The sequence below is a fragment of the Ruegeria sp. BC1 genome (assembly GCF_056539305.1).
In genome coordinates this window covers 644,132-664,183 of record NZ_JBQFUT010000001.1, presented here as the reverse complement: position 1 = coordinate 664,183, position 20,052 = coordinate 644,132, and the positions used below count along the sequence as shown (strand labels likewise).

Annotated in this window: 16 protein-coding genes and 3 tRNA genes; 10 read left to right on the top strand and 9 right to left on the bottom strand. The window is 56.2% G+C overall.

The features are described from left to right. Positions 1–125: 125 nt before the first annotated feature. The 4 genes from zwf (at position 126) to ACR0IY_RS03210 (ending at position 5,664) form a co-directional block, all read left to right on the top strand. Positions 126–1,580, top strand: a complete 1,455-nt coding sequence (zwf, locus tag ACR0IY_RS03225; RefSeq protein ID WP_480670402.1) for a glucose-6-phosphate dehydrogenase — start codon at positions 126–128, stop codon at positions 1,578–1,580. After that, the gene (pgl, locus tag ACR0IY_RS03220) at positions 1,577–2,248 is read left to right on the top strand and encodes a 6-phosphogluconolactonase (protein ID WP_480670401.1); all 672 of its coding nucleotides are present in this window, start codon (positions 1,577–1,579) and stop codon (positions 2,246–2,248) included. The genes zwf and pgl overlap by 4 nt, the downstream gene beginning before the upstream one ends. Positions 2,249–2,253: 5 nt before the next feature. Then, complete coding sequence (pgi, locus tag ACR0IY_RS03215; protein WP_480670400.1) at positions 2,254–3,864, top strand: glucose-6-phosphate isomerase; 1,611 nt, start codon at positions 2,254–2,256, stop codon at positions 3,862–3,864. A gap of 180 nt (positions 3,865–4,044) precedes the next feature. Further along, positions 4,045–5,664 carry a long-chain-fatty-acid--CoA ligase gene (locus tag ACR0IY_RS03210; RefSeq protein ID WP_480670399.1) on the top strand — a complete coding sequence of 540 codons (1,620 nt, stop codon included), beginning with the start codon at positions 4,045–4,047 and terminating at the stop codon, positions 5,662–5,664. Positions 5,665–5,679: 15 nt separating this feature from the next. On the opposite strand, the gene ACR0IY_RS03205 is transcribed toward ACR0IY_RS03210, so the two are convergent. The 3 genes from ACR0IY_RS03205 to ACR0IY_RS03195 all read right to left on the bottom strand — a co-directional run bounded on the left by ACR0IY_RS03205 (position 5,680) and on the right by ACR0IY_RS03195 (position 6,951). Continuing rightward, positions 5,680–5,754: transfer RNA gene (locus ACR0IY_RS03205), tRNA-Asn, on the bottom strand. Between the two features lie 130 nt (positions 5,755–5,884). Next, positions 5,885–5,959: transfer RNA gene (locus tag ACR0IY_RS03200), tRNA-Asn, on the bottom strand. A gap of 77 nt (positions 5,960–6,036) precedes the next feature. After that, complete coding sequence (locus tag ACR0IY_RS03195) at positions 6,037–6,951, bottom strand: MBL fold metallo-hydrolase (protein ID WP_480670398.1); 915 nt, start codon at positions 6,949–6,951, stop codon at positions 6,037–6,039. A 44-nt stretch (positions 6,952–6,995) separates the two neighbouring features. On the opposite strand from ACR0IY_RS03195, the gene ACR0IY_RS03190 reads away from it, so the two are divergent. Beyond that, entirely contained in the window at positions 6,996–8,315 is a 1,320-nt protein-coding gene (locus ACR0IY_RS03190; RefSeq protein WP_480670397.1) for an ATP-binding protein, read from the top strand. 1,792 nt (positions 8,316–10,107) lie between these two features. On the opposite strand, the gene ACR0IY_RS03185 is transcribed toward ACR0IY_RS03190, so the two are convergent. Beyond that, positions 10,108–10,184, bottom strand: a tRNA-Ile gene (locus tag ACR0IY_RS03185). Between the two features lie 107 nt (positions 10,185–10,291). Here ACR0IY_RS03185 and purM point away from each other — a divergent pair. The 3 genes from purM (at position 10,292) to rnd (ending at position 13,205) form a co-directional block, all read left to right on the top strand. After that, positions 10,292–11,338: a phosphoribosylformylglycinamidine cyclo-ligase gene (purM, locus tag ACR0IY_RS03180; protein WP_480670396.1), complete on the top strand. Its 1,047-nt coding sequence runs from the start codon at positions 10,292–10,294 to the stop codon at positions 11,336–11,338. Beyond that, the gene (gene purN, locus ACR0IY_RS03175) at positions 11,335–11,931 is read left to right on the top strand and encodes a phosphoribosylglycinamide formyltransferase (RefSeq protein ID WP_480670395.1); all 597 of its coding nucleotides are present in this window, start codon (positions 11,335–11,337) and stop codon (positions 11,929–11,931) included. Before purM ends, purN begins: the two co-directional genes overlap by 4 nt. Positions 11,932–12,047: 116 nt before the next feature. Continuing rightward, positions 12,048–13,205: a ribonuclease D gene (gene rnd, locus ACR0IY_RS03170; RefSeq protein WP_480670394.1), complete on the top strand. Its 1,158-nt coding sequence runs from the start codon at positions 12,048–12,050 to the stop codon at positions 13,203–13,205. 6 nt (positions 13,206–13,211) lie between these two features. On the opposite strand, the gene ACR0IY_RS03165 is transcribed toward rnd, so the two are convergent. Then, positions 13,212–13,736 carry a hypothetical protein gene (locus tag ACR0IY_RS03165; protein WP_480670393.1) on the bottom strand — a complete coding sequence of 175 codons (525 nt, stop codon included), beginning with the start codon at positions 13,734–13,736 and terminating at the stop codon, positions 13,212–13,214. A gap of 138 nt (positions 13,737–13,874) precedes the next feature. Between ACR0IY_RS03165 and ACR0IY_RS03160 the strand changes: the two genes are divergently transcribed. Further along, complete coding sequence (locus tag ACR0IY_RS03160; RefSeq protein WP_480670392.1) at positions 13,875–14,285, top strand: SufE family protein; 411 nt, start codon at positions 13,875–13,877, stop codon at positions 14,283–14,285. A 6-nt stretch (positions 14,286–14,291) separates the two neighbouring features. Here ACR0IY_RS03160 and ACR0IY_RS03155 read toward each other — a convergent pair whose 3' ends face one another. Both ACR0IY_RS03155 and ACR0IY_RS03150 read right to left on the bottom strand, forming a co-directional pair. Beyond that, positions 14,292–14,957 carry a DUF1638 domain-containing protein gene (locus ACR0IY_RS03155; RefSeq protein ID WP_480670391.1) on the bottom strand — a complete coding sequence of 222 codons (666 nt, stop codon included), beginning with the start codon at positions 14,955–14,957 and terminating at the stop codon, positions 14,292–14,294. Positions 14,958–15,057: 100 nt separating this feature from the next. After that, positions 15,058–15,756: a corrinoid protein gene (locus tag ACR0IY_RS03150; RefSeq protein ID WP_480670390.1), complete on the bottom strand. Its 699-nt coding sequence runs from the start codon at positions 15,754–15,756 to the stop codon at positions 15,058–15,060. A 290-nt stretch (positions 15,757–16,046) separates the two neighbouring features. Between ACR0IY_RS03150 and ACR0IY_RS03145 the strand changes: the two genes are divergently transcribed. Beyond that, positions 16,047–17,114, top strand: coding sequence for a PA0069 family radical SAM protein (locus ACR0IY_RS03145; protein ID WP_480670389.1), 1,068 nt, complete (start codon positions 16,047–16,049; stop codon positions 17,112–17,114). Positions 17,115–17,161: 47 nt separating this feature from the next. On the opposite strand, the gene gltA is transcribed toward ACR0IY_RS03145, so the two are convergent. Next, entirely contained in the window at positions 17,162–18,457 is a 1,296-nt protein-coding gene (gene gltA, locus ACR0IY_RS03140) for a citrate synthase (protein ID WP_480671118.1), read from the bottom strand. A gap of 122 nt (positions 18,458–18,579) precedes the next feature. Next, entirely contained in the window at positions 18,580–19,980 is a 1,401-nt protein-coding gene (gltX, locus tag ACR0IY_RS03135; protein WP_480670388.1) for a glutamate--tRNA ligase, read from the bottom strand. Between the last annotated feature and the right edge of the window lie 72 nt (positions 19,981–20,052).

Below are 20,052 nucleotides of genomic sequence, written 5' to 3'. Positions count from 1 at the left end.
GCCTTTCGATGCCGGTTAGTTAAGACGGCCGCCGCCGACCTGACGGAGTTTTGATAATGAGAAAAAAATCGAGATTGATTGCGCTAACATTAGACATGACCGCAGGGGTAAGGTAGGGGAAACACATGGTTTCTCGTGTCATACCCGTCGACCCGTTCGATCTGGTCATATTTGGCAGTACCGGCGATCTTGCCCAGCGCAAAATCCTTCCGGCGCTGTTTCGCAGGTATTGCGCGCGCCAATGGCCCGAAGAGGTACAGATCATCGGTGCAGCCCGGGCCGACTATACTCGCGCGGCTTTTCAGAACATGGTCACCGAATCGTTACGGATCCATGTGCCGGATCATTGCCGGGATGAGTCTACGTTGGCCGGTTTTTTGCAGCGCCTGGATTATGTCCCTCTGGATGCTTTGTCGGATCAGGGCTGGGCGCAACTTGCCGGAAAACTGACAACCGACCGTGTTCGGGCCTTTTACTTTTCAGTTGGGCCGCGCCTGTTCGGGCCGTTGGCCGAGCGTATTAAATCTAATGATCTGGCCACGGACCGAACGCGGATCGTTGTCGAAAAACCCTTTGGCCACGACCTTGAAAGCGCACGCGCGCTGAACGCCACGTTGGCAGCCTATTTCTCGGAAGGTCAGATTTACCGGATAGATCACTATCTGGGTAAGGAAACCGTCCAGAACTTGATGGCCGTCCGGTTCGGTAACATGCTGTTCGAGCCGCTCTGGAACAGTCAGTATGTTGATCACATCCAAATTACAGTAGCGGAATCGGTCGGAATCGACGGGCGTGAGGAATACTATGAACGCGCAGGCGCGATGCGGGATATGGTGCAGAACCATCTGATGCAGTTGCTGTGCCTGATCGCGATGGAGCCTCCGGCCAAGTTCGACCCAGATGCCGTGCGTGACGAAAAACTAAAAGTTATCCGGGCGTTGGACCCGGTCGAGCCGCACCATATCGTTAGGGGTCAGTTCGAGAGTGGACCAGGTGGGCCGGGATATCGGGAAGCGGTCGGCAATCCGCGTTCAACCACCGAAAGTTATGTGGCGCTGCGGGCGCATCTCAGCAATTGGCGATGGGCAGGCACGCCGTTCTATTTACGCACAGGCAAGCGGCTGGTGGCGCGGTCCTCGGTGATCAACGTGATGTTCAAGGATGCGCCGCATTCTATCTTTGGCGAGGATGCCGGGCGGCACGCAAACGTTCTGTCGATCCGGCTGCAACCGAACGAAGGTATCACATTGAAGGTGACGATCAAAGAACCCGGTCAAGGGGGCATGCGTCTGGTGGATGTGCCGCTGGACATGAGCTTTGCCGAAGCGCTGGGTCCGGAAAATCAGGATCCGCCAGACGCTTATGAGCGATTGGTGATGGATGTGATCCGAGGTAACCAGACCCTGTTCATGCGCGGTGATGAAGTTGAGGCTGCATGGGCCTGGACCGACCCGATCATCGCAGGATGGCAGGCACGCGGCGATGTGCCCAAACCATACGAAAGCGGTAGCACCGGCCCAGGCGACGCCGAGCTGCTGATGAAACGAGACGGTCGCCGCTGGCAAGGGATAAACCCATGAACATACAGGAATACGCAGACAGGGACATGCTGGCCATCGACGTTGCAAACGTTTTGGCGGGCGAGCTTGAATCCGCATTGCTGCATCATGATCTGGTTTCGCTTGCCGTGCCGGGTGGAACAACTCCGGGTCCTGTGTTTGATGGTTTGTGCGCTGCGGATCTGGAGTGGGACCGGGTGCGGGTTCTGCCCACAGACGAACGCTGTGTGCCGGGGGATCATGAACGCTCGAACGAACGGCTGATCCGCGAGCGTTTGCTGACCAACCGTGCCTCGGTGGCGCAATACATCCCGCTGTACGTGCCCGGCAAAGAGCCCGAGGACGTATTGCCCGAGCTTGAGAGCCTGATTACGCCGATCCGGCCCTTGTCGGTTCTTGTGTTGGGTATGGGCGAGGATATGCACACCGCATCTCTGTTCCCAGGAATGGAAGGTCTTGAGGAGGCGCTGGACAGCCATGCGCCTCCGCTGGCAGTGGCGCGCCCCGAGGTTCAGCCCGAAGCGCGCATTACGCTGACCGCTCCGGTTCTGGATGGGGCATTGTCCAAGCACTTGATCATGTACGGGGATGCAAAACGGGACGCTTTGGAACGGGCTATGTCGCTGCCGCCGGAAGAGGCGCCCATCGCTGCGGTTTTAAGCGGCATGACAGTACACTGGGCGGAGTAAGTGCAATGCAGTTGGACACTCTCACCGCATTGGCCTCTGAGCAGCAGGGCCAGAGCATTCTGGACCTGTTTTCCAAGGACACGGATCGGGCGCAGAATTTTTCGGCTTCGACCGGTGACCTTCTGTTCGACTATTCGAAGACACAGATTGATGCCGATATAAGGGCTGCGTTGATCCAACTGTGCGATAATGCGAGCTTGGCCGAGCGGCGTGAGGCGATGTTCTCGGGTGCCAGGATCAACGAGACTGAGGATCGGGCGGTTCTGCATACCGCATTGCGCAACCTTGATGGTGGTCCGGTTGAAGTCGACGGACTGGATGTCATGCCGGAAGTTCTGGATACCTTGCAACGGATGCGCGTTTTTGCCGAAGAGGTGCGCGGTGGTTCCATTTCAGGGGCTGGGGGCAGCTTTACCGATGTGGTGAATATTGGCATCGGTGGCTCTGATCTGGGTCCTGTAATGGCAACCCACGCCCTTGCGCCCTATCACGACGGCCCGAGACTTCACTACGTATCCAATGTTGATGGCGCTCATATCGCCGACACATTGCGCCAGCTTGATCCGACGCGAACGCTGATCATCGTAGCGTCAAAAACATTTACGACCATCGAAACCATGACCAATGCGCGAACGGCGCGCGCCTGGATGGTGGATGGAGGCGGCGATCCGGCTCAGCAGTTTGCTGCAGTTTCTACTGCTTTGGACAGGACGGAAACCTTCGGCGTCCCAGAGAATCGGGTGTTCGGTTTTGCTGATTGGGTCGGCGGGCGTTACTCGGTCTGGGGACCGGTGGGATTGCCAGTGATGATCGCGGTAGGCTCGAACGCGTTTGACGCGTTTCTGCGCGGCGGGCAGGCGATGGATGTGCATTTTCGGGCCGCTGAATGGGTTGAAAACGTGCCGGTCATGCTGGCCCTCGTTGGCATTTGGCATCGTCAGGTTCTGCGCCATGCCAGCCGGGCAGTCTTGCCTTACGACCAGCGCCTGTTGCGCCTGCCGGCTTACCTCCAGCAATTGGAGATGGAATCGAATGGCAAGTCCGTGGCGATGGATGGCCGTTCCCTGACTATTCCCTCGGGTCCTGTTGTCTGGGGCGAACCCGGCACCAATGGCCAGCACGCCTTTTACCAGCTGATCCATCAGGGCACCGAAGTGATCCCCTGTGAGTTCATGGTGGCCGCCGAAGGGCACGAGCCTGAACTGACGCATCATCACCGCCTGTTGTTGGCCAATTGTTTCGCTCAGTCCGAGGCCCTGATGCGGGGCCGTTCACTGGACGAAGCTCGGCAACGTATGGCTGACAAGGGGCTGGAAGGCGACGAGCTGGAATGTCAGGCCCGTCACCGTGTGTTTCCGGGCAATCGGCCGTCTTCGACACTGATCTATCCGAAACTTACACCATTCATATTGGGGCAGATTATCGCCCTTTACGAACATCGGGTTTATGTCGAAGGCGTATTGTTGGGGATCAACTCGTTCGACCAGTGGGGTGTTGAACTTGGCAAGGAACTTGCGACCTCGCTTGGTCCGATTGTGGACGGCGACGAAAGCGCAGAGGGCAAGGATGGTTCGACTGTGGCGTTGGTCGCCTACGCGATGCGCCACCGGGATTAAACAGTGTGAAATTAGCGTTTCTCTACGCGCTAAGCTGCATTCTTTTATTGTCAGACAATTAAATGATTGGCAGGGTTCTTCCTGAGGAGAGGCCTAAACCACCCGGGCTAACAATGGCCGGGGTGGGGAACGGCACAATGAGACGTCAGGAATTGGCGGCTTCGAAAAGGGAGGATGTCCATGCTGGGACAGATGATGACGCAGCCTTTGCTGATTTCGTCGTTGATAGATCATGCCGACCGTTATCACGGTAAGGCTGAGATATTTTCTGTCGAATCCGACGGTTCTGTGACACAGACGAACTGGGCGGAAGTGGCAGAAAATGCGCGAAAACTGGCCTCGGCGCTGACCGGGCTGGGGCTTCAACCGCAAGCGCGGATCGGGACACTTGCCTGGAACAACCGGCGGCATCTTGAGATTTACTATGGTACGTCTGGCGCTGGGTTCGTGTGTCACACTGTCAACCCGCGGCTGTTTCCCGAACAGCTGACCTACATCATCAACCACGCGCAAGATCGGGTTCTGTTTTTTGACGCGACTTTTTTACCGCTGGTCGCGGCGCTGAAGGAGCACCTTCCTGACGTTCAGCATTTTGTGCTGATGGGGCCGAGGAATGACGAAGCAGTTGCTCAGATCCCTGAGGTACAGTTTTATGATGACCTGATCGAGACAGGCGATGTCGGATACCAGTGGCCCAGTTTTGATGAAAACACCGCTTCGAGTTTGTGTTATACCTCGGGCACGACCGGTAATCCAAAGGGAGTGCTGTATTCGCACCGTTCAACCGTGCTACACAGTTTCGGCTCGAATACCCGCGACGTCATAGGTTTTTCCGCCATGGATGTGGTGATGCCGGTGGTTCCGATGTTCCATGTGAACGCCTGGGGATCGCCCTATGCCTGCGCCATGTCTGGTTCGCGTATGGTGCTGCCGGGGCCGGATTTGCGCGGTGAGGCGCTGGTTAACTTGGTCGATACCTATGGGGTTACCCTGGCCATGGGCGTACCAACCATCTGGCAGGGGCTTTTGGCAAGTGCTGAACAAACTGGCAGTAAACTGGCCAGCCTTGAGCGGACAGTGATCGGCGGCGCCGCCTGCCCACCGTCGATGATCGAAACTTTCCGTGAAACCTATGGTGTCGATACCATTCACGCCTGGGGCATGAGCGAGATGAGTCCTCTGGGCACTGCCAATCATCCTCTGGCGAAGCACCGGGACCTTCCGCTGGATGAACAGCACCGGGTAAGGGAAAGTCAGGGGAGGCCTTGTTACGGTGTCGAACTGAAGATCGTCGATGACGACGGGAACGACCTTCCGCATGATGGTGAAACGCAGGGTGACTTGTTGGTGCGTGGGTACTGGGTTCTGGACAGCTATTTCCAGATGCAGGATCAGGACCTGTTGCAGGATGGCTGGTTCGCCACCGGGGACGTCGCCACATTGGATGCGGATGGTTACATGATCATTCGTGACCGTTCCAAGGATATCATCAAGTCTGGTGGAGAATGGATCAGTTCCGTCGAGTTGGAAAACATTGCCGTGGCGCATCCCAAACTGGCGACCGCCGCGGTTGTTGGCGTGCCACATCCAAAGTGGGATGAGCGCCCACTGCTTGTTGCGGTCAAAGCGGAAGGTGAAGACCCGACCGAACAAGAGTTACTGGGTTTCTTTGACGGAAAGATCGCCAAATGGCAGGTGCCGGACAAGGTGGTTTTCGTCGACGCTTTGCCACTGAACGCCACGGGGAAAGTCCTGAAACGCAACTTGCGCGCGGATTTCGAGAACGCCCTTACTGGCTGATCGATGAAAGAGATATGGCTCCGGCGGTAGGGATCGAACCTACGACCAATTGATTAACAGTCAACTGCTCTACCGCTGAGCTACGCCGGAACGGTTCGCGCCGTATAGCAACCTGTTTCTTCGGCGTCCAGAGGTCTGTTTAGAATTTTCGTTGAAAAATCCAATGCTGCGACCTGTGGCAAACATAGGCTACTGGGGTACCAAAATTTAAGGGAAAATTTGGCTCCGGCGGTAGGGATCGAACCTACGACCAATTGATTAACAGTCAACTGCTCTACCGCTGAGCTACGCCGGAACTGAGGGGCATATAACAATACGAAATTTCGCCGTCCAGAGGGGAATGCGACGTTTTCTTAAAAAAGTTCCGACGACTCAGCTCAGCTTGAAAAACACTGCATCTCTGTTCAGGTTTCCGTCGTGTCCGACTTGAGATTTTCCAGTTAGATCAATCAAGTGGGCGAGAACATTTCGTTCTGCGGCTGGCAGCAATGCGGCAGGCGTATCTGTGTAAATCCGTTCCGCAAGCGCTCGGGCTGTGCCGGGTTGTTCGTCCAAAGTGGAAAGAATCTGCGCCTCCCGGTGAAGGCGGTGAGTGATCAACCAGTCCAACCGCCCGGCAGGATCGGAAACTGGGGCACCGTGGCCTGGGTGGAAAATCGACCAATCCCGTGCACGCAGGCGATGGCAAGCAGCCATGAAATCGGTCAGATCTCCGTCCGGCGGCGAAACAAGCGAACTGGCCCAACCCATGACATGATCCCCGGTGAAACATGTGTGTCCCCATCCCAAAGCGATGTGATTTCCCAAATGTCCGGGCGTGTGGATGACCTCAAGCTGCCAGCCATCGCCAGAAATCAATGTACCATCTGACACCTGGACGTCAGGGCTGAATGTTGTGTCGATTCCTTCTCCGCCGCCAACAACGCCATGCAGGGCGAGTTCGGTCATGACCGCGCTGCGTCCGGCTTCGGGCCCGCCGAAGGCCAGTATCGGAGCACCGGTTCGTTCTGCCAGCGGTCTGGCCAACGGTGAATGATCGAGATGGCTGTGCGTGACGATGATATGGCTGATACGTTGGTCAGGCCCCACCGCATCCAGAATCGCCGCAAAGTGCGCTTCGTTCTGTGGGCCGGGGTCTATCACCGCCAGGTCACCCGTGCCCAGAAGGTAAGTGTTGGTTCCCCGATAGGTCATAGGCGATGGATTCGGGGCGAGAACACGTCGAAGCCCGGGCTGAAGCTCGATCGCCCGGCCTGCGGGCGGATTAAAATCGTCGGGGGCCTGCATTCTGCGCTCTTTCTCTTGTCGTAACAGCCCGTTAGGTTTAGCGCATGTCCGCGCAATGGCTCAAACCCTATATGCCGCGCAGCCTTTATGTTCGTGCTGCGCTGATCCTGGTTCTGCCGGTGATCGTTCTGCTGTTGGTGGTCGGGATCGCATTCCTGCAAAAGCACTTGGAAGACGTCACGGCTCAAATGACACGGGCAGCCTCACGGGAGGTGAACCTGGTGGTTGACGTCATGGAGGAAAACGAGACACAGCAACAGGCGTTGGCAGCTGTCCGACCAGACTTGCAGGCCCTGGATATGAAGGCCCGGTTCCTGGGTATCAACGAAGAGCCAGAAAACGGTAAACGCCGGTGGTATGATTTCATTGCGCCACAGGTCGAGGCCAACCTGCGGGCCCTGATTCCCAATCTTGAGCTGGTCGCGCTTCCCAGCGGGCAAGAGGCGCGTCTTTTTATTCGAACCAAACTTGGGTTGCTTGAGCTGACTTTTGATCGCCGTCGTCTGTCGCCGGTGGCCCCGCATCAGTTAATTGTGACGATGGTGTTTTTTGCAGTCGTCATGACCTCGATTTCGTTTCTTTATATGCGCAATCAGTTGCGCCCGATCACGCGCCTTGCCGAGGCAGCGCAGGCATTTGGTCGGGGCAGGGTGGTTCCATACTATCCCGGTGGTGCCGTCGAAGTGCGCGCAGCCGGGAGTGCGTTTCTGGATATGCGTGCCCGAATCGAACGGCAGATGGAACAGCGCACCATGATGCTTTCAGGTGTCAGTCACGATTTGCGAACCCCTCTGACCCGCCTGAAACTAGGCCTATCGATGTTGCCTGAGGATGAGTCCGCCCCCCTTCAGAAGGACGTCGACGAGATGCAGTTACTGCTGGATGCGTTTCTGGAATTCTCACGTGGGGCATCCGAAGGATCGCCGGAATCCGTCGATCCCAAGGCGCTGTTGGAGCAGATCGTCAAAGATGCCCGAAGGGCTGGGCATGAGGCAAACTTGGTTGAGGTCGAGGGCGACGACATGGTCACGCTGCGAGCAACAGCGATACGGCGTGCGGTCGAGAATCTGATTGGAAATGCCGTGCGATATGGCAATCGTGCGGATGTCAGCCTGTCCGTGACGCCCAAATCCGTTCGCATCCGCGTCGAAGATGATGGGCCGGGGATCCCGCCGAAACAGAGATCTGAGGCAGTAAAGCCCTTCTCGCGTCTTGATCCGGCCCGTAACCAAAATAAAGGCAGTGGGGTCGGGCTGGGTCTGGCTATTGTTTCCGACATCGCAAGGGCGCATGGGGGAGTATTGCGGCTGGGCACAAGTGAGCGTTTGGGGGGGCTCTGCGCGGACATCATTATCGGCAGGTAGCGCTTGGGGTGAAACTGCTGCAGCGGTTGTAACCGGATTCGATATTGCGGGGTGTCAGATACTCCAGGTTCACTATGAAGCCGAAAAAGGTCACATGGTGCGCTTGTAGCGTACCCCATTGGCAAAAACCGGCAGTTTTGAATAATCGTCAGCGGTTTTTAGTAAGCTGGGCAGGACTGTACCAATGTTGTTTTTTGTTATATTTAAATGTGAGATTCCAACGCTCGATTACCTCGTGGGACACTTTACCAGCCCGTGTTGGCGAGTTTTGACTCGCATCTCGCCCAATTTCATAGGCTCTACACCCTCAGTGTAGGCTACAGCCCTGTTTGCTTGGGCGTGCCCGTGAATGGACATGATCTCGTATTGGGTGGCGACCTGAAGGGCGAGATGGTGGCCCGCAGCCTTTCTTATCCCCCGGCTCGATCGGTCAGGAAGTCCGGCTTTAACGCACCAGTCTTTGAATTTGTTTTGCAGGGCTTCGGGGCTGGCAAAAGGTTTGCCGGGTTCGTTCAGGGTGTAGGTTGTGCCGACGACCTTCTGCGCGCGCGTTGCATTCAGGTGCGGCCCTAGCATTGGAATCTCGACGTATTTCGTTGCACCTTGTCACATGTCGAACCTCAACCGATTGCCGATCAGATAAAGAGTCTCGGGCATAATGCTCCAGGTGGTGTGACTCTGGATTGGATCAGAACAGTGGACGACAAATAGAAGGTGTCAGATATTCGGCGAGATGATGCACTTACTCAGCTCATCAACAGACGTGTGCCGCACATTTATCCGATAAAAGCACCCGCCAGCATTCCGACGACGACCCAAGTCGCAGAACATGAAAATGTTACAAAATAGTCTAGCATATGACTTTCCAAACCCACCCATAAACTGCGTGCCGCATTGTTGCCGTCAACGCGACGTATTTCAGAATAAAGCAACGCAATTGAACTGGTCAGTAACGTCGCGTTTAAACCTGATTAATAAATAAAAGGGAGGCTGTGCCGCCCAGGTGATTCAGGTATTTTTGGTAGGTCAAGATCATTAGAGCCAGATCGGCGATCCCGATGACGCGAGTAAAGACGCCAGTCATTGTTTCACCTTTCTCTACGCGGAAAGGCCCAAAGCCATCTCAGCCCATGCAATGCCAACACGCTCTGGGGCGCCATCACGCATGTACTTCATGATGGTGTTATCTGCAGTTTCGAGGCGTCTTGCAGCGTCTCGAACACTGATGCGCTTATGATCAGCCAATCGTTGAAATCTTCCGCTGTCATTGCTCTGGCCTTCCCTATTGGAAAGGTTGAGGAGGTGGCCGGGGACTTTCGCCCCTGACCTTTGGATACTTCCTTGAAGCGGTGATTAGTATGGCGACAGAGACCGCTAGTTGGAGGGTCTGAAATGTTAAGCTGACCCAACCGAAACCCTCTTAATCTGCACAGAGAACTTGACGCCCGGCCAGTGACAGATTGGGACGCGGCGTTACGCGCTTGGTCAAAGCGCCACGGGTATATGCTCAAAATCCAGTGGTATCCTCAACTGAAGTTGCGCGGCAGATGGCCGACCTGCATTCACGAAGGTACATGGCCAAGCCGCAGGATCATTGGGTCCAATCAAGGAATGGCTGGAACGACACGATGTGCCTGCGCCTGAAAAGTTGCCGGGATGGCCTGAGATAGATTCGATCTCAATCTACTGAAATACGTGGGACCCTCAGCTTGTAACTGATTGAAATCATATGTCTCACATTGGCAGAAACGTGGGCGCTAAGTTATTGATTTTAAAGGAAAAATGCGGATTTTGGTAGGCCCGGCAGGACTTGAACCCGCAACCAAAGCGTTATGAGCGCTCTGCTCTAACCAATTGAGCTACAGGCCCGCCATGCGGCTTTGAGTACCACGGTGAACGCCCGCGTCAAGCCTGACCGTTGCAACATGTCCAACAATCGAATAACCCGCGCGGGAACCATTCAAAAGGGGCTGGCCATGACGACGGGCAAGAACGGAATCACCTATGCCGATGCAGGCGTTGATATTGATGCGGGGAACGCTCTGGTCGACCGGATCAAGCCTGCCGCCAAGCGGACGAACCGCTCGGGCGTGATGAGCGGCCTGGGAGGGTTCGGTGCTCTGTTCGATCTGAAAGACGCTGGTTACACCGACCCGATTTTGGTCGGCGCGACGGATGGGGTTGGAACCAAACTGCGGATCGCAATTGACACTGGCGTGGTTGACGGCGTTGGCATCGATCTGGTGGCGATGTGTGTCAATGACTTGATCTGCCAGGGGGCTGAACCTCTGTTCTTTTTGGATTATTTTGCGACCGGCAAGCTGGACACCGACACCGCCGCGCGGATTATCGAAGGTATTGCCGAAGGCTGTGTGCAATCCGGATGCGCCCTGATCGGTGGTGAAACGGCCGAGATGCCGGGCATGTATCCCGACGGTGATTTCGATCTTGCCGGGTTCTCGGTTGGCGCGATGGAACGTGGCGCGCATCTTCCTGCTGGAGTTCAGCAAGGTGACGTGCTGCTGGGGCTGGCCTCGAACGGGGTGCATTCCAACGGTTATTCGCTGGTGCGCAAACTGGTTGAAATCTCCGGGCTGGGCTGGGACGCCGAGTCGCCTTTCGGTGGCGGCACACTGGGCGAGGCGCTGCTGACCCCGACGCGGCTTTATGTGAAACAGGCGCTGCAAGCGATCCGGGCAGGGGGCGTGCATGCTCTGGCCCATATCACTGGTGGTGGCCTGACCGAAAACCTACCGCGGGTGCTGCCTGACGAATTGGGTGCCGAGATCGATCTGAACGCTTGGGAATTGCCGCCTGTCTTCCGCTGGATGGCAGAGGTTGGCTCGATTGCCGAGGCCGAGATGCTGAAAACCTTCAATTGCGGCATTGGCATGATCGTTGTCTGCGATGCGGAACGGGCCGATGATCTGACCGCGTTGCTGGCTGAAAGCGGCGAAACTGTCGCGCGGATCGGTACGGTTACTGATGCGTTTGGCGTGGCTTATTCGGGCTCTTTGTTGTGAGCCACAAGCGCGTCGCGATTCTGATTTCCGGGGGTGGGTCCAACATGATCACGCTGGTTGACAGCATGATCGGCGATCACCCGGCGCGCCCTTGTCTGGTTTTGTCGAATGATTCCGAGGCAGGCGGGCTGAAAAAAGCGGCCGCTCGCGGCATTCCGACGGCGGTAGTGGATCATCGCCCATTCAAGGGCGACCGCGCAGCGTTCGAGGCCGAATTGCTGAAACCGTTGGAACAGGTGCAGCCCGATATCATTTGTCTAGCCGGATTCATGCGGGTGCTGACCGGCAATTTTGTCTCGCGGTTTCAGGGGCAGATGCTGAACATCCACCCGTCGCTGCTGCCGAAATACAAAGGCCTCAACACGCACGCCCGGGCGATCGAGGCCGGCGACGCCGAACACGGGTGTTCAGTGCATGAAGTGACGGCAGAATTGGATGATGGGCCGATATTGGGGCAAGCACGGGTGAATATAGAACCTGACGACACACCAGAGAGTCTGGCCGCGCGAGTTCTGTTCTGGGAGCACAAACTCTATCCGGCAGTGTTGCGCCGTTACGCCAGTGGAGACAGGACTCCGGTCCTGCTGCCCTGATCGTCTCAGGATGATTTACACGCATGTCACATTCGGCCTATGGTCCGCAATACGGTTGGGTAAGGCAAAGAACTGACAATCAGCCGCAGAGAACAAGAGCAAGAATAGCACAGCGCATGAAAACCCTGACAACGACGCAAGAGCTGGCCGACTTCTGCACGGCGGCTGCGGAATACGATTATGTAACCGTAGACACCGAATTTCTGCGCGAGCGGACATACTACTCGAAGCTTTGTCTTGTTCAGTTGGCAGTTCCGTCTTCCAACGAAGATAGCGCGGTTTTGGTTGATCCACTGGCCAGTGAGATGTCTCTGGAACCGCTTTACGAGCTTTTCAAAAATGAGAAAGTCGTAAAAGTATTCCACGCCGCGCGTCAGGACCTTGAGATTTTCTGGGTTGAAGCTGGTGTATTTCCCAAGCCGCTGTTTGACACTCAGGTCGCGGCCATGGTCTGCGGATTTGGTGAGCAGGTCGGGTATGAGACCTTGGTGCGCAAGATTTGCAAGCAGGGGGTCGACAAGACGTCTCGTTTTACCGACTGGTCCCGCCGCCCGCTGACCGAGGCGCAAAAGAACTACGCGTTGGCAGACGTCACCCACCTGAGACAAATCTATGAACACCTCGCAGCTCAATTGGAAAAATCACAGCGAAGCCACTGGGTGGCCGAGGAATTGCGCACACTGACCGAGTCTGCGACCTATGATATCCGGCCCGAAGACGCATGGAAGCGTGTAAAAACCCGCACAAATTCCGCCAAGTTTCTGGCTGTCGTTCGAGAGCTGGCACAGTTTCGCGAGGCATATGCGCAGGAAAACAACGTCCCACGAAGCCGAGTGTTCAAGGACGATGCGCTGATTGAGTTGGCGTCAACGAAACCCAAATCGCCTTCGGATCTGGGTGGTTCGCGCCTTTTGCTACGTGAGGCGCGAAAAGGCGCGATTGCGGATGGTATTCTGAACGCCATTAAGAATGGGGTGAATTGCCCAGCGGATCAAATGCCACGCGTTGACGCCAGCCGAGACAAGCTCAAGGTCAATCCGGCGCTGGCCGATTTGTTGCGTGTGCTACTGAAATCCAAAACAGAAAGCTCGGGCGTTGCTGCTAAGCTGATTGCTACCAGTTCCGATCTGGATCAGATCGCCGCGGGTGAGCGGGAACTTCCCGCTATGTCGGGTTGGCGGTTCGAGGTGTTCGGTGAAGACGCCCTGAAACTGTGCGAGGGCAAGATCGCACTTGCCGCCAAGGGACAGGTCGTTCAAGTCGTTTCGCTTTAACGGGAATTACCGGCGTCGCGACTCCAGCGCATTTTGTCCTCCGGTAACCCGCACCAATCGAACTCCTTTCAAATCGTCCTGGCTGACGTTGATGGCATCGGAAACCATGCGAGACCGTTCAGTTCCCTGATTGGTCGCATAGGTTGGATAATCGACCCGGAACGTGAATTCCAGAACGCCATTCTTTTGATTCTCTTCGCTGTTCACGTGCACAAGCCGAGCGTTATAGGCACCTTGCCGGGCTGCTGTTCCAGCGACGTAGACAATCGCGCCTGCAGGGGTCGGGTTGATCCTAAGCTCATCTATTCTGGCTATAGGAACACTGGTGTCCTCGGCTTCGGGTCTGGCAAACAAACCGCTGCCCTCGCTTTGTTCCGGAACAAGCAGGTTGGCATCATCCGCTGAGGTTTCAACTGGAACCGGCTCGCTAGAGCCAAACCAGTTGGACGGGTTCACCCGCGACTCGCGCCAGCTGTTACAAGCCGACAGGCTCAGGGTGGCGACCAAAAGAACTGTAAACGATTTTTTCATGGTCCCCACGTCCAGAGCAGTAATTCCTGCAATGGGTTACCGCAATTTCCTGTGTTTGAAAAGCCGCGCAGGGGGGTAGACAGTCGGGGTTCCGCGTCATAGGTCACAAATGTGATCGCAACGAAAGGACCGTCGCAAATGGCAACGCCTGCCTTTGAAGAAATCGTCGAGGATTTCGAGTTTCTGGAGGACTGGGAAGACCGGTACCGCCATGTCATCGAGCAGGGCAAAGCGATGGAGCCATTGGACGATGCACTGAAAGTGCCAGCGACCAAGGTCCATGGTTGCGCAAGCCAAGTCTGGCTGCACCCGATCATCGAAGGCGGAGTATTCCGGTTCGACGGAGACAGCGATGCGCTGATCGTCCGAGGGCTGATCGCGGTGCTGCGATCGCTCTATAACGGTTTGCCGGTGAACGAAGTACCAAAGGTCGACGCTGGCGGAGAGTTGGCGCGTCTGGAGCTGAATGATCACCTGTCGGCGCAGCGATCAAACGGATTGCGCTCGATGATCGAGCGTATTCGCGAGGTCGCACAGGAAAACGCCTGACACCGATTAGTCGGACGGCTTGCGGTTTGCCCAATCCGTCAGGGTGGTTTCCAAATCGCCATAGCCGGTCACGCGGCGTTCGAATTCCAAACCCATCTTTTCGGCGCACACGCGGGCGCGGGCGGTCAGCTTGGGGTCGTCCGTTTGCGCCTGATAGACCAGTTTTGTGTAGTTGCCGAAATACATGTCACGTAGCTCGGGATGCCGATCCAATCCCAAAGGTTTCCAGACAAAGGCATCAAACTGCCGTGCCAGGAAATCCGTCAGGTAAAAGGCTGTGGTCTCATCGTCGCCATGGGATGCAAACGCCTGATTTCCCTCAAAAAAGGAATAGCAGTGAGGGCCCTTGACCATCTCAACCCCCAGTTCATCACAAGCGGCTTGTAGTAGTCCACCGGTTCCACAATCGGCGTAGACGACAAAGATCTGGTCAAACTGGTCGCGGTGTTTGGCCACGGCGTCCTGTACCGCCTGCGTGATCTTTTCGGGGTGAATATGCAGAATCGCAGGCAGGCAGGTCAGGGACATGTGGTCCCATCCATTGCGCTGTTTGAGGTCCAGAATTTCGCGTGCAAGAGCACCGCAGGCCAGCAGTAAAATGCGCCCCTGAGTGTCGGATGCATAGCCATTTGTTGTCAGGCTTGCGTCGTCTGGCAAATGGTCCCGCTGCATTTGGTGCCTCTCAGTGTGTATCTGACACGTAATGTGTACAACGGATACAAAAAAGGGTCGCCCGTGACCGGACGACCCATGAACAATTTTGTATGTCCGATCAGCCGGCCAGTTGGTTGTGCTTGCGCGAGACGAAATCCTTAGCGGTTTCAACAGCTACGGCCGCGTCACGACAATAGGCGTCCGCACCGATGGCCTTGCCGAATTCTTCGTTCAGCGGCGCGCCGCCGACCAGAACGATATAGTCTTCCCGCAAGCCTTGCTCGACCAGCGTGTCGATCACGACCTTCATGTACGGCATGGTCGTGGTCAGCAGGGCAGACATGCCCAGAATGTCGGGCTGCTCGGTTTCCAGCGCTTCCAGATAGTTCTCGACCGGGTTGTTGATGCCGATATCGACAACTTCGAACCCTGCGCCTTCCATCATCATCGAAACAAGGTTCTTCCCGATGTCGTGGATGTCGCCTTTGACGGTGCCAATGACCATTTTACCAACGCGCGGAGCGCCGGTTTCGGCAAGCAGCGGCTTAAGGATCGACATACCGCCTTTCATCGCATTTGCGGCCAGCAGCACTTCGGGTACGAACAGGATGCCGTCGCGGAAGTCATGGCCAACAATGGTCATGCCGCCGACCAGAGCTTTGGTCAGGATGTCATATGGGGTCCATCCGCGTTCTAGCAGGATGTTCACACCTTCTTCGATTTCTTCTTTCAGGCCGTCATAAAGATCGTCGAACATCTGCTCGACGAGTTCGTCGTCATTCAGTTCGGACAGGACGATGTCTTCTTCATCGGACATGGGGCGTTTCCCTGAGCTGTGCGGACGTTACGTCCGTGGTGGCATTTTTTTCGTTTTGGCCAAAACGTCGCAGCTTGACTGTGACGATTGCGACGTCAGTGGTTTCGGGACCGACCTATACGTTAGATTTTCGCGGTACTCGACAGAATTTTCTGCAAGATGATCCTGCATTCCACTCATTATTTGGTGGGCGTGGCAAATCACTGGATCCAACGCTAGGCCAAACAGCATACTTGCTTGCTCGGGCGGGTAGTTCTATATCTTTGGGTGTGAACAAAAAGAGAACAAATGTGCCCGCAACCAATGTACGTGGTCGGGGTGTTGCGACAAATACCGCAGGTCGGTTTGAGCAATTCGACACCATCCCCTGCGATGATGGCTGGGAATTGGAGGAGGACATCCCACCTTTGCGCACCGATGTGAGGGATGAGATCGCGCGCAGCCTGATTACCTATAACCGCTCGCCCGATTTGCCTTTTGATCGCTCGATCAATCCTTATCGTGGGTGCGAACACGGCTGCGCTTATTGTTTTGCGCGCCCGACCCATGCCTATCTTGGCTTGTCTCCAGGGCTGGATTTTGAAACCCGCCTGATTGCACGGCCTAACGCTGCCGATGTTCTACGCCGAGAATTGTCGTCCAGGGCGTATAAAGTTGCTTCTGTTGCAATAGGAACTAACACGGACCCATATCAACCGGTTGAGAAATGTCGATCGATTACAAGGGACTGCTTGGCAGTATTGCAAGAGTTTAACCATCCAGTTGGCATCGTCACAAAGGGCGCTCTGATTGAAAGAGATTTGGACATTCTGGGTCCAATGGCTGCAAAAGGGTTGGTGCGAGTCGGAATTTCCCTGACGACGTTGGATGCGGAATTGTCGCGCCGGATGGAGCCACGTGCACCGTCACCTCAACGGCGGTTGTCCATCATTCGACGGTTGACCGAGGCGGGGGTGCCGGTTCGGGTCATGACCTCGCCTGTGGTGCCGGGCTTGACGGATCACGAACTGGAGAGCCTTCTTGAAGCGGGACGCGGGGCGGGTGCAGACGCAGCCAGCTGGATCATGTTGCGTCTACCGCGTGAAGTTTCCGAGCTTTGGCAGGGCTGGCTGAAAGAACACGAGCCCGCGCGATCCGAGAAAATCATGTCGAAACTGCGGGAAATGCACGGGGGTAGGGACTATGACCCCCGCTGGGGCCATCGTATGCGCGGTGAAGGAGAGTATGCCGGGCTGATAGCCAAGCGGTTCACCCTGGCCGTGAAGCGTCTGGGCCTTGCGACACGCACGCCGCCACTAAGGTGCGATCTATTCGGAAAACCAGCTCAGGCAGGCGATCAGTTAAGTCTATTCCAATGAATAAGCCCCGGACATCCGTCCGGGGCTTTGTCTGTCATCTGCGGCGATCAGCGGTTTTCGATATCCACGTAGTCGCGCGTGGTTTCGCCCAAATACAACTGACGCGGACGACCGATCTTGTTCTGGGGATCGGCAATCATCTCTTTCCACTGGCTGACCCAGCCAACTGTACGTGACACCGCAAAGATCGGAGTGAACATCGAAGTTGGGAAGCCCATCGCCTCGAGAATGATACCCGAATAGAAATCGACGTTCGGGAACAGTTTCTTCTCGGCGAAATACGGATCTTCCAGCGCCTGCTTTTCCAGTGCTTTGGCGACCTGAAGCTTGGGGTTGTCTTCGATCCCCAAAAGCTCAAGCACTTCATCAGCCGACTGTTTCATCACTTTGGCGCGCGGGTCGAAGTTCTTGTAAACGCGATGGCCAAAGCCCATCAGGCGGAACGAGTCATTCTTGTCCTTGGCGCGGTCGATAAATTCGGGGATGCGATCCACGGAACCGATCTCTTCCAACATCTCCAGACACGCCTGATTGGCGCCACCGTGAGCGGGCCCCCACAAGCAAGCGATGCCCGCAGCGATACAAGCGAACGGGTTTGCGCCCGAGGACGAGGCCAGACGCACGGTCGAAGTCGATGCGTTTTGTTCGTGGTCGGCGTGCAGGGTGAAAATCCGGTCCATCGCGCGACTTAGGATCGGGTTGACCTCATATTCCTCTGCCGGGACGCTGAAACACATACGCAGGAAATTCGATGCATAGTCCAGATCGTTGCGCGGATATACGAAGGGCTGGCCGGTGTGGTACTTGTACGCCCAGGCGGCGATCGTAGGCATCTTGGCGATCAGGCGATGTGACGCAATCTCGCGCTGGCGCGGATCATGAATATCCGTCGAGTCGTGATAGAACGCCGACATCGCGCCAACAACACCAACCATGATCGCCATCGGATGCGCATCGCGGCGGAAACCGCGATAGAAATACTGCATCTGCTCATGCATCATCGTGTGGCGGGTGATCGTGGTCTCGAACTTTTCCAGATCCTTCGCGACCGGCAGTTCTCCGTACAGCAGCAGGTAGCAAACCTCGAGGAAGTGCGATTTTTCGGCCAGTTGATCGATCGGGTAACCACGGTGCAGCAGTTCACCCTTTTCACCATCGATATAGGTGATGGTGCTGTCGCAGCTTGCGGTCGAGGTAAAGCCGGGGTCATAGGTGAAGACATCCGCGTCGCTGTATAGCTTGCGGATATCGATGACGTCAGGTCCAGCAGTCGGCGAATAAATCGGCAACTCATAGTCTTTGCCACCGACACTCAGAGTGGCAGACTTTTTGCTATCGGTCATGTTTGTCCCTTCCTCAATCTTGCGCAGGACGGATCGCTGTCCGACCTTGCGGGCAACGGCTGCGCGCATTCGCGCAGTCCGGGTGTTAGCGGAGCAGCGTTACCCGATTATGAAGATTGGGTTTATTTCGCTGCATCAGAAAGCCGCGCCAGGGTTTCTTCGCGCCCCAGCACAAGCATCATGTCAAAAACCGAAGGTGTTACTGCCCGACCTGCCAGAACGGCCCGAAGCGGGCCAGCCAACTTGCCGAACTTAAGCCCTTTCGCATCTGCGAACGAATTCAGGGCCTCCTCCAGTTCGTTTCGTGACCAGCTAGCATTTTGCAGCTGCGGCGTCAATTCTTCCAGTATACCATCGGATACAGACGAAAGGGCCTTTGCCGCTTTTTCATCCGGTTCGATGGGACGGCTTGTCAGTGCAAAATGAGCCTTTTCAAGCAGTTCCGGGAATGTTCGAGCCCGATCCTTGAGGCAATACATCGCACGTTCAAGATCACTGGATTGTGTCTGCGTGAGAGGGGGCAGGTCGGCGGCAGCCAGATAGGATTCGATCTCTTGCCGCAGCGCAGCATCTTCCGAGATCGCGATATGCTGACCACACAGGTTTTCCAGCTTTTTCAGGTCAAAACGGGCAGGGCTTTTACCGATTCCGTCAAGATCGAACCACTCTTTGGCCTGGGCATCAGTAAAAAACTCGTCATCACCGTGGCTCCAGCCCAGGCGAGCCAGGTAATTGCGCATTCCGGCGGCAGGATAACCCATGGCTTGATATTCCTGCGCACCCAGCGCGCCGTGACGTTTTGAAAGCTTCTTGCCATCCGGCCCATGAATTAGGGGGATATGCGCCCAGACCGGAACGTCCCAGCCCATGGCTTGGTAGATCATCATCTGGCGCGCTGCATTGTTCAGGTGGTCGTCGCCTCGGATGACATGGGTCACGCCCATATCGTGATCGTCGACGACAACTGCCAGCATATAGACCGGCGTTCCGTCCGAGCGCAGCAGGATCATATCGTCCAACTGGTCGTTGCGGATTGTCACGTCGCCCTGCACCTTGTCGCGTATCACCGTCGCGCCATCTTGTGGGGCTTTGATGCGGATCACAAAGGGTGCCTCCGGATGGGTCGAGGCATCAGCGTCGCGCCACGGGCTGCGGAACAGGGTCGATTTGCCTTCGGCGCGGGCTTGTTCGCGAAAGGCAGCAATTTCTTCCTGAGTTGCAAAACACTTGTACGCCTTACCCTCGGCCAGCAACTGGTGCGCAACTTCGGCATGTCGGTCAGCTCCTTCGAACTGGCTGATCACATCGCCGTCGTGATCCAGCCCCAACCACTCCATTCCCTGCAGAATCGCGGCCGTTGCTTCGGGGGTCGAACGCTCGCGATCGGTGTCCTCAATCCGCAACAGGAACTTGCCGCCGCGTCCCCGGGCATAAAGCCAGTTAAACAGCGCGGTGCGCGCACCACCGATGTGAAGAAAGCCGGTAGGCGAAGGGGCGAAACGGGTGACGACCTGATCGGACATAGTGTGGATTAACCTTTTGGTAACCGTGTCTGGCTTAGTTTGGCGCCTGTCTAACGAGCCCGAAGGACGGGG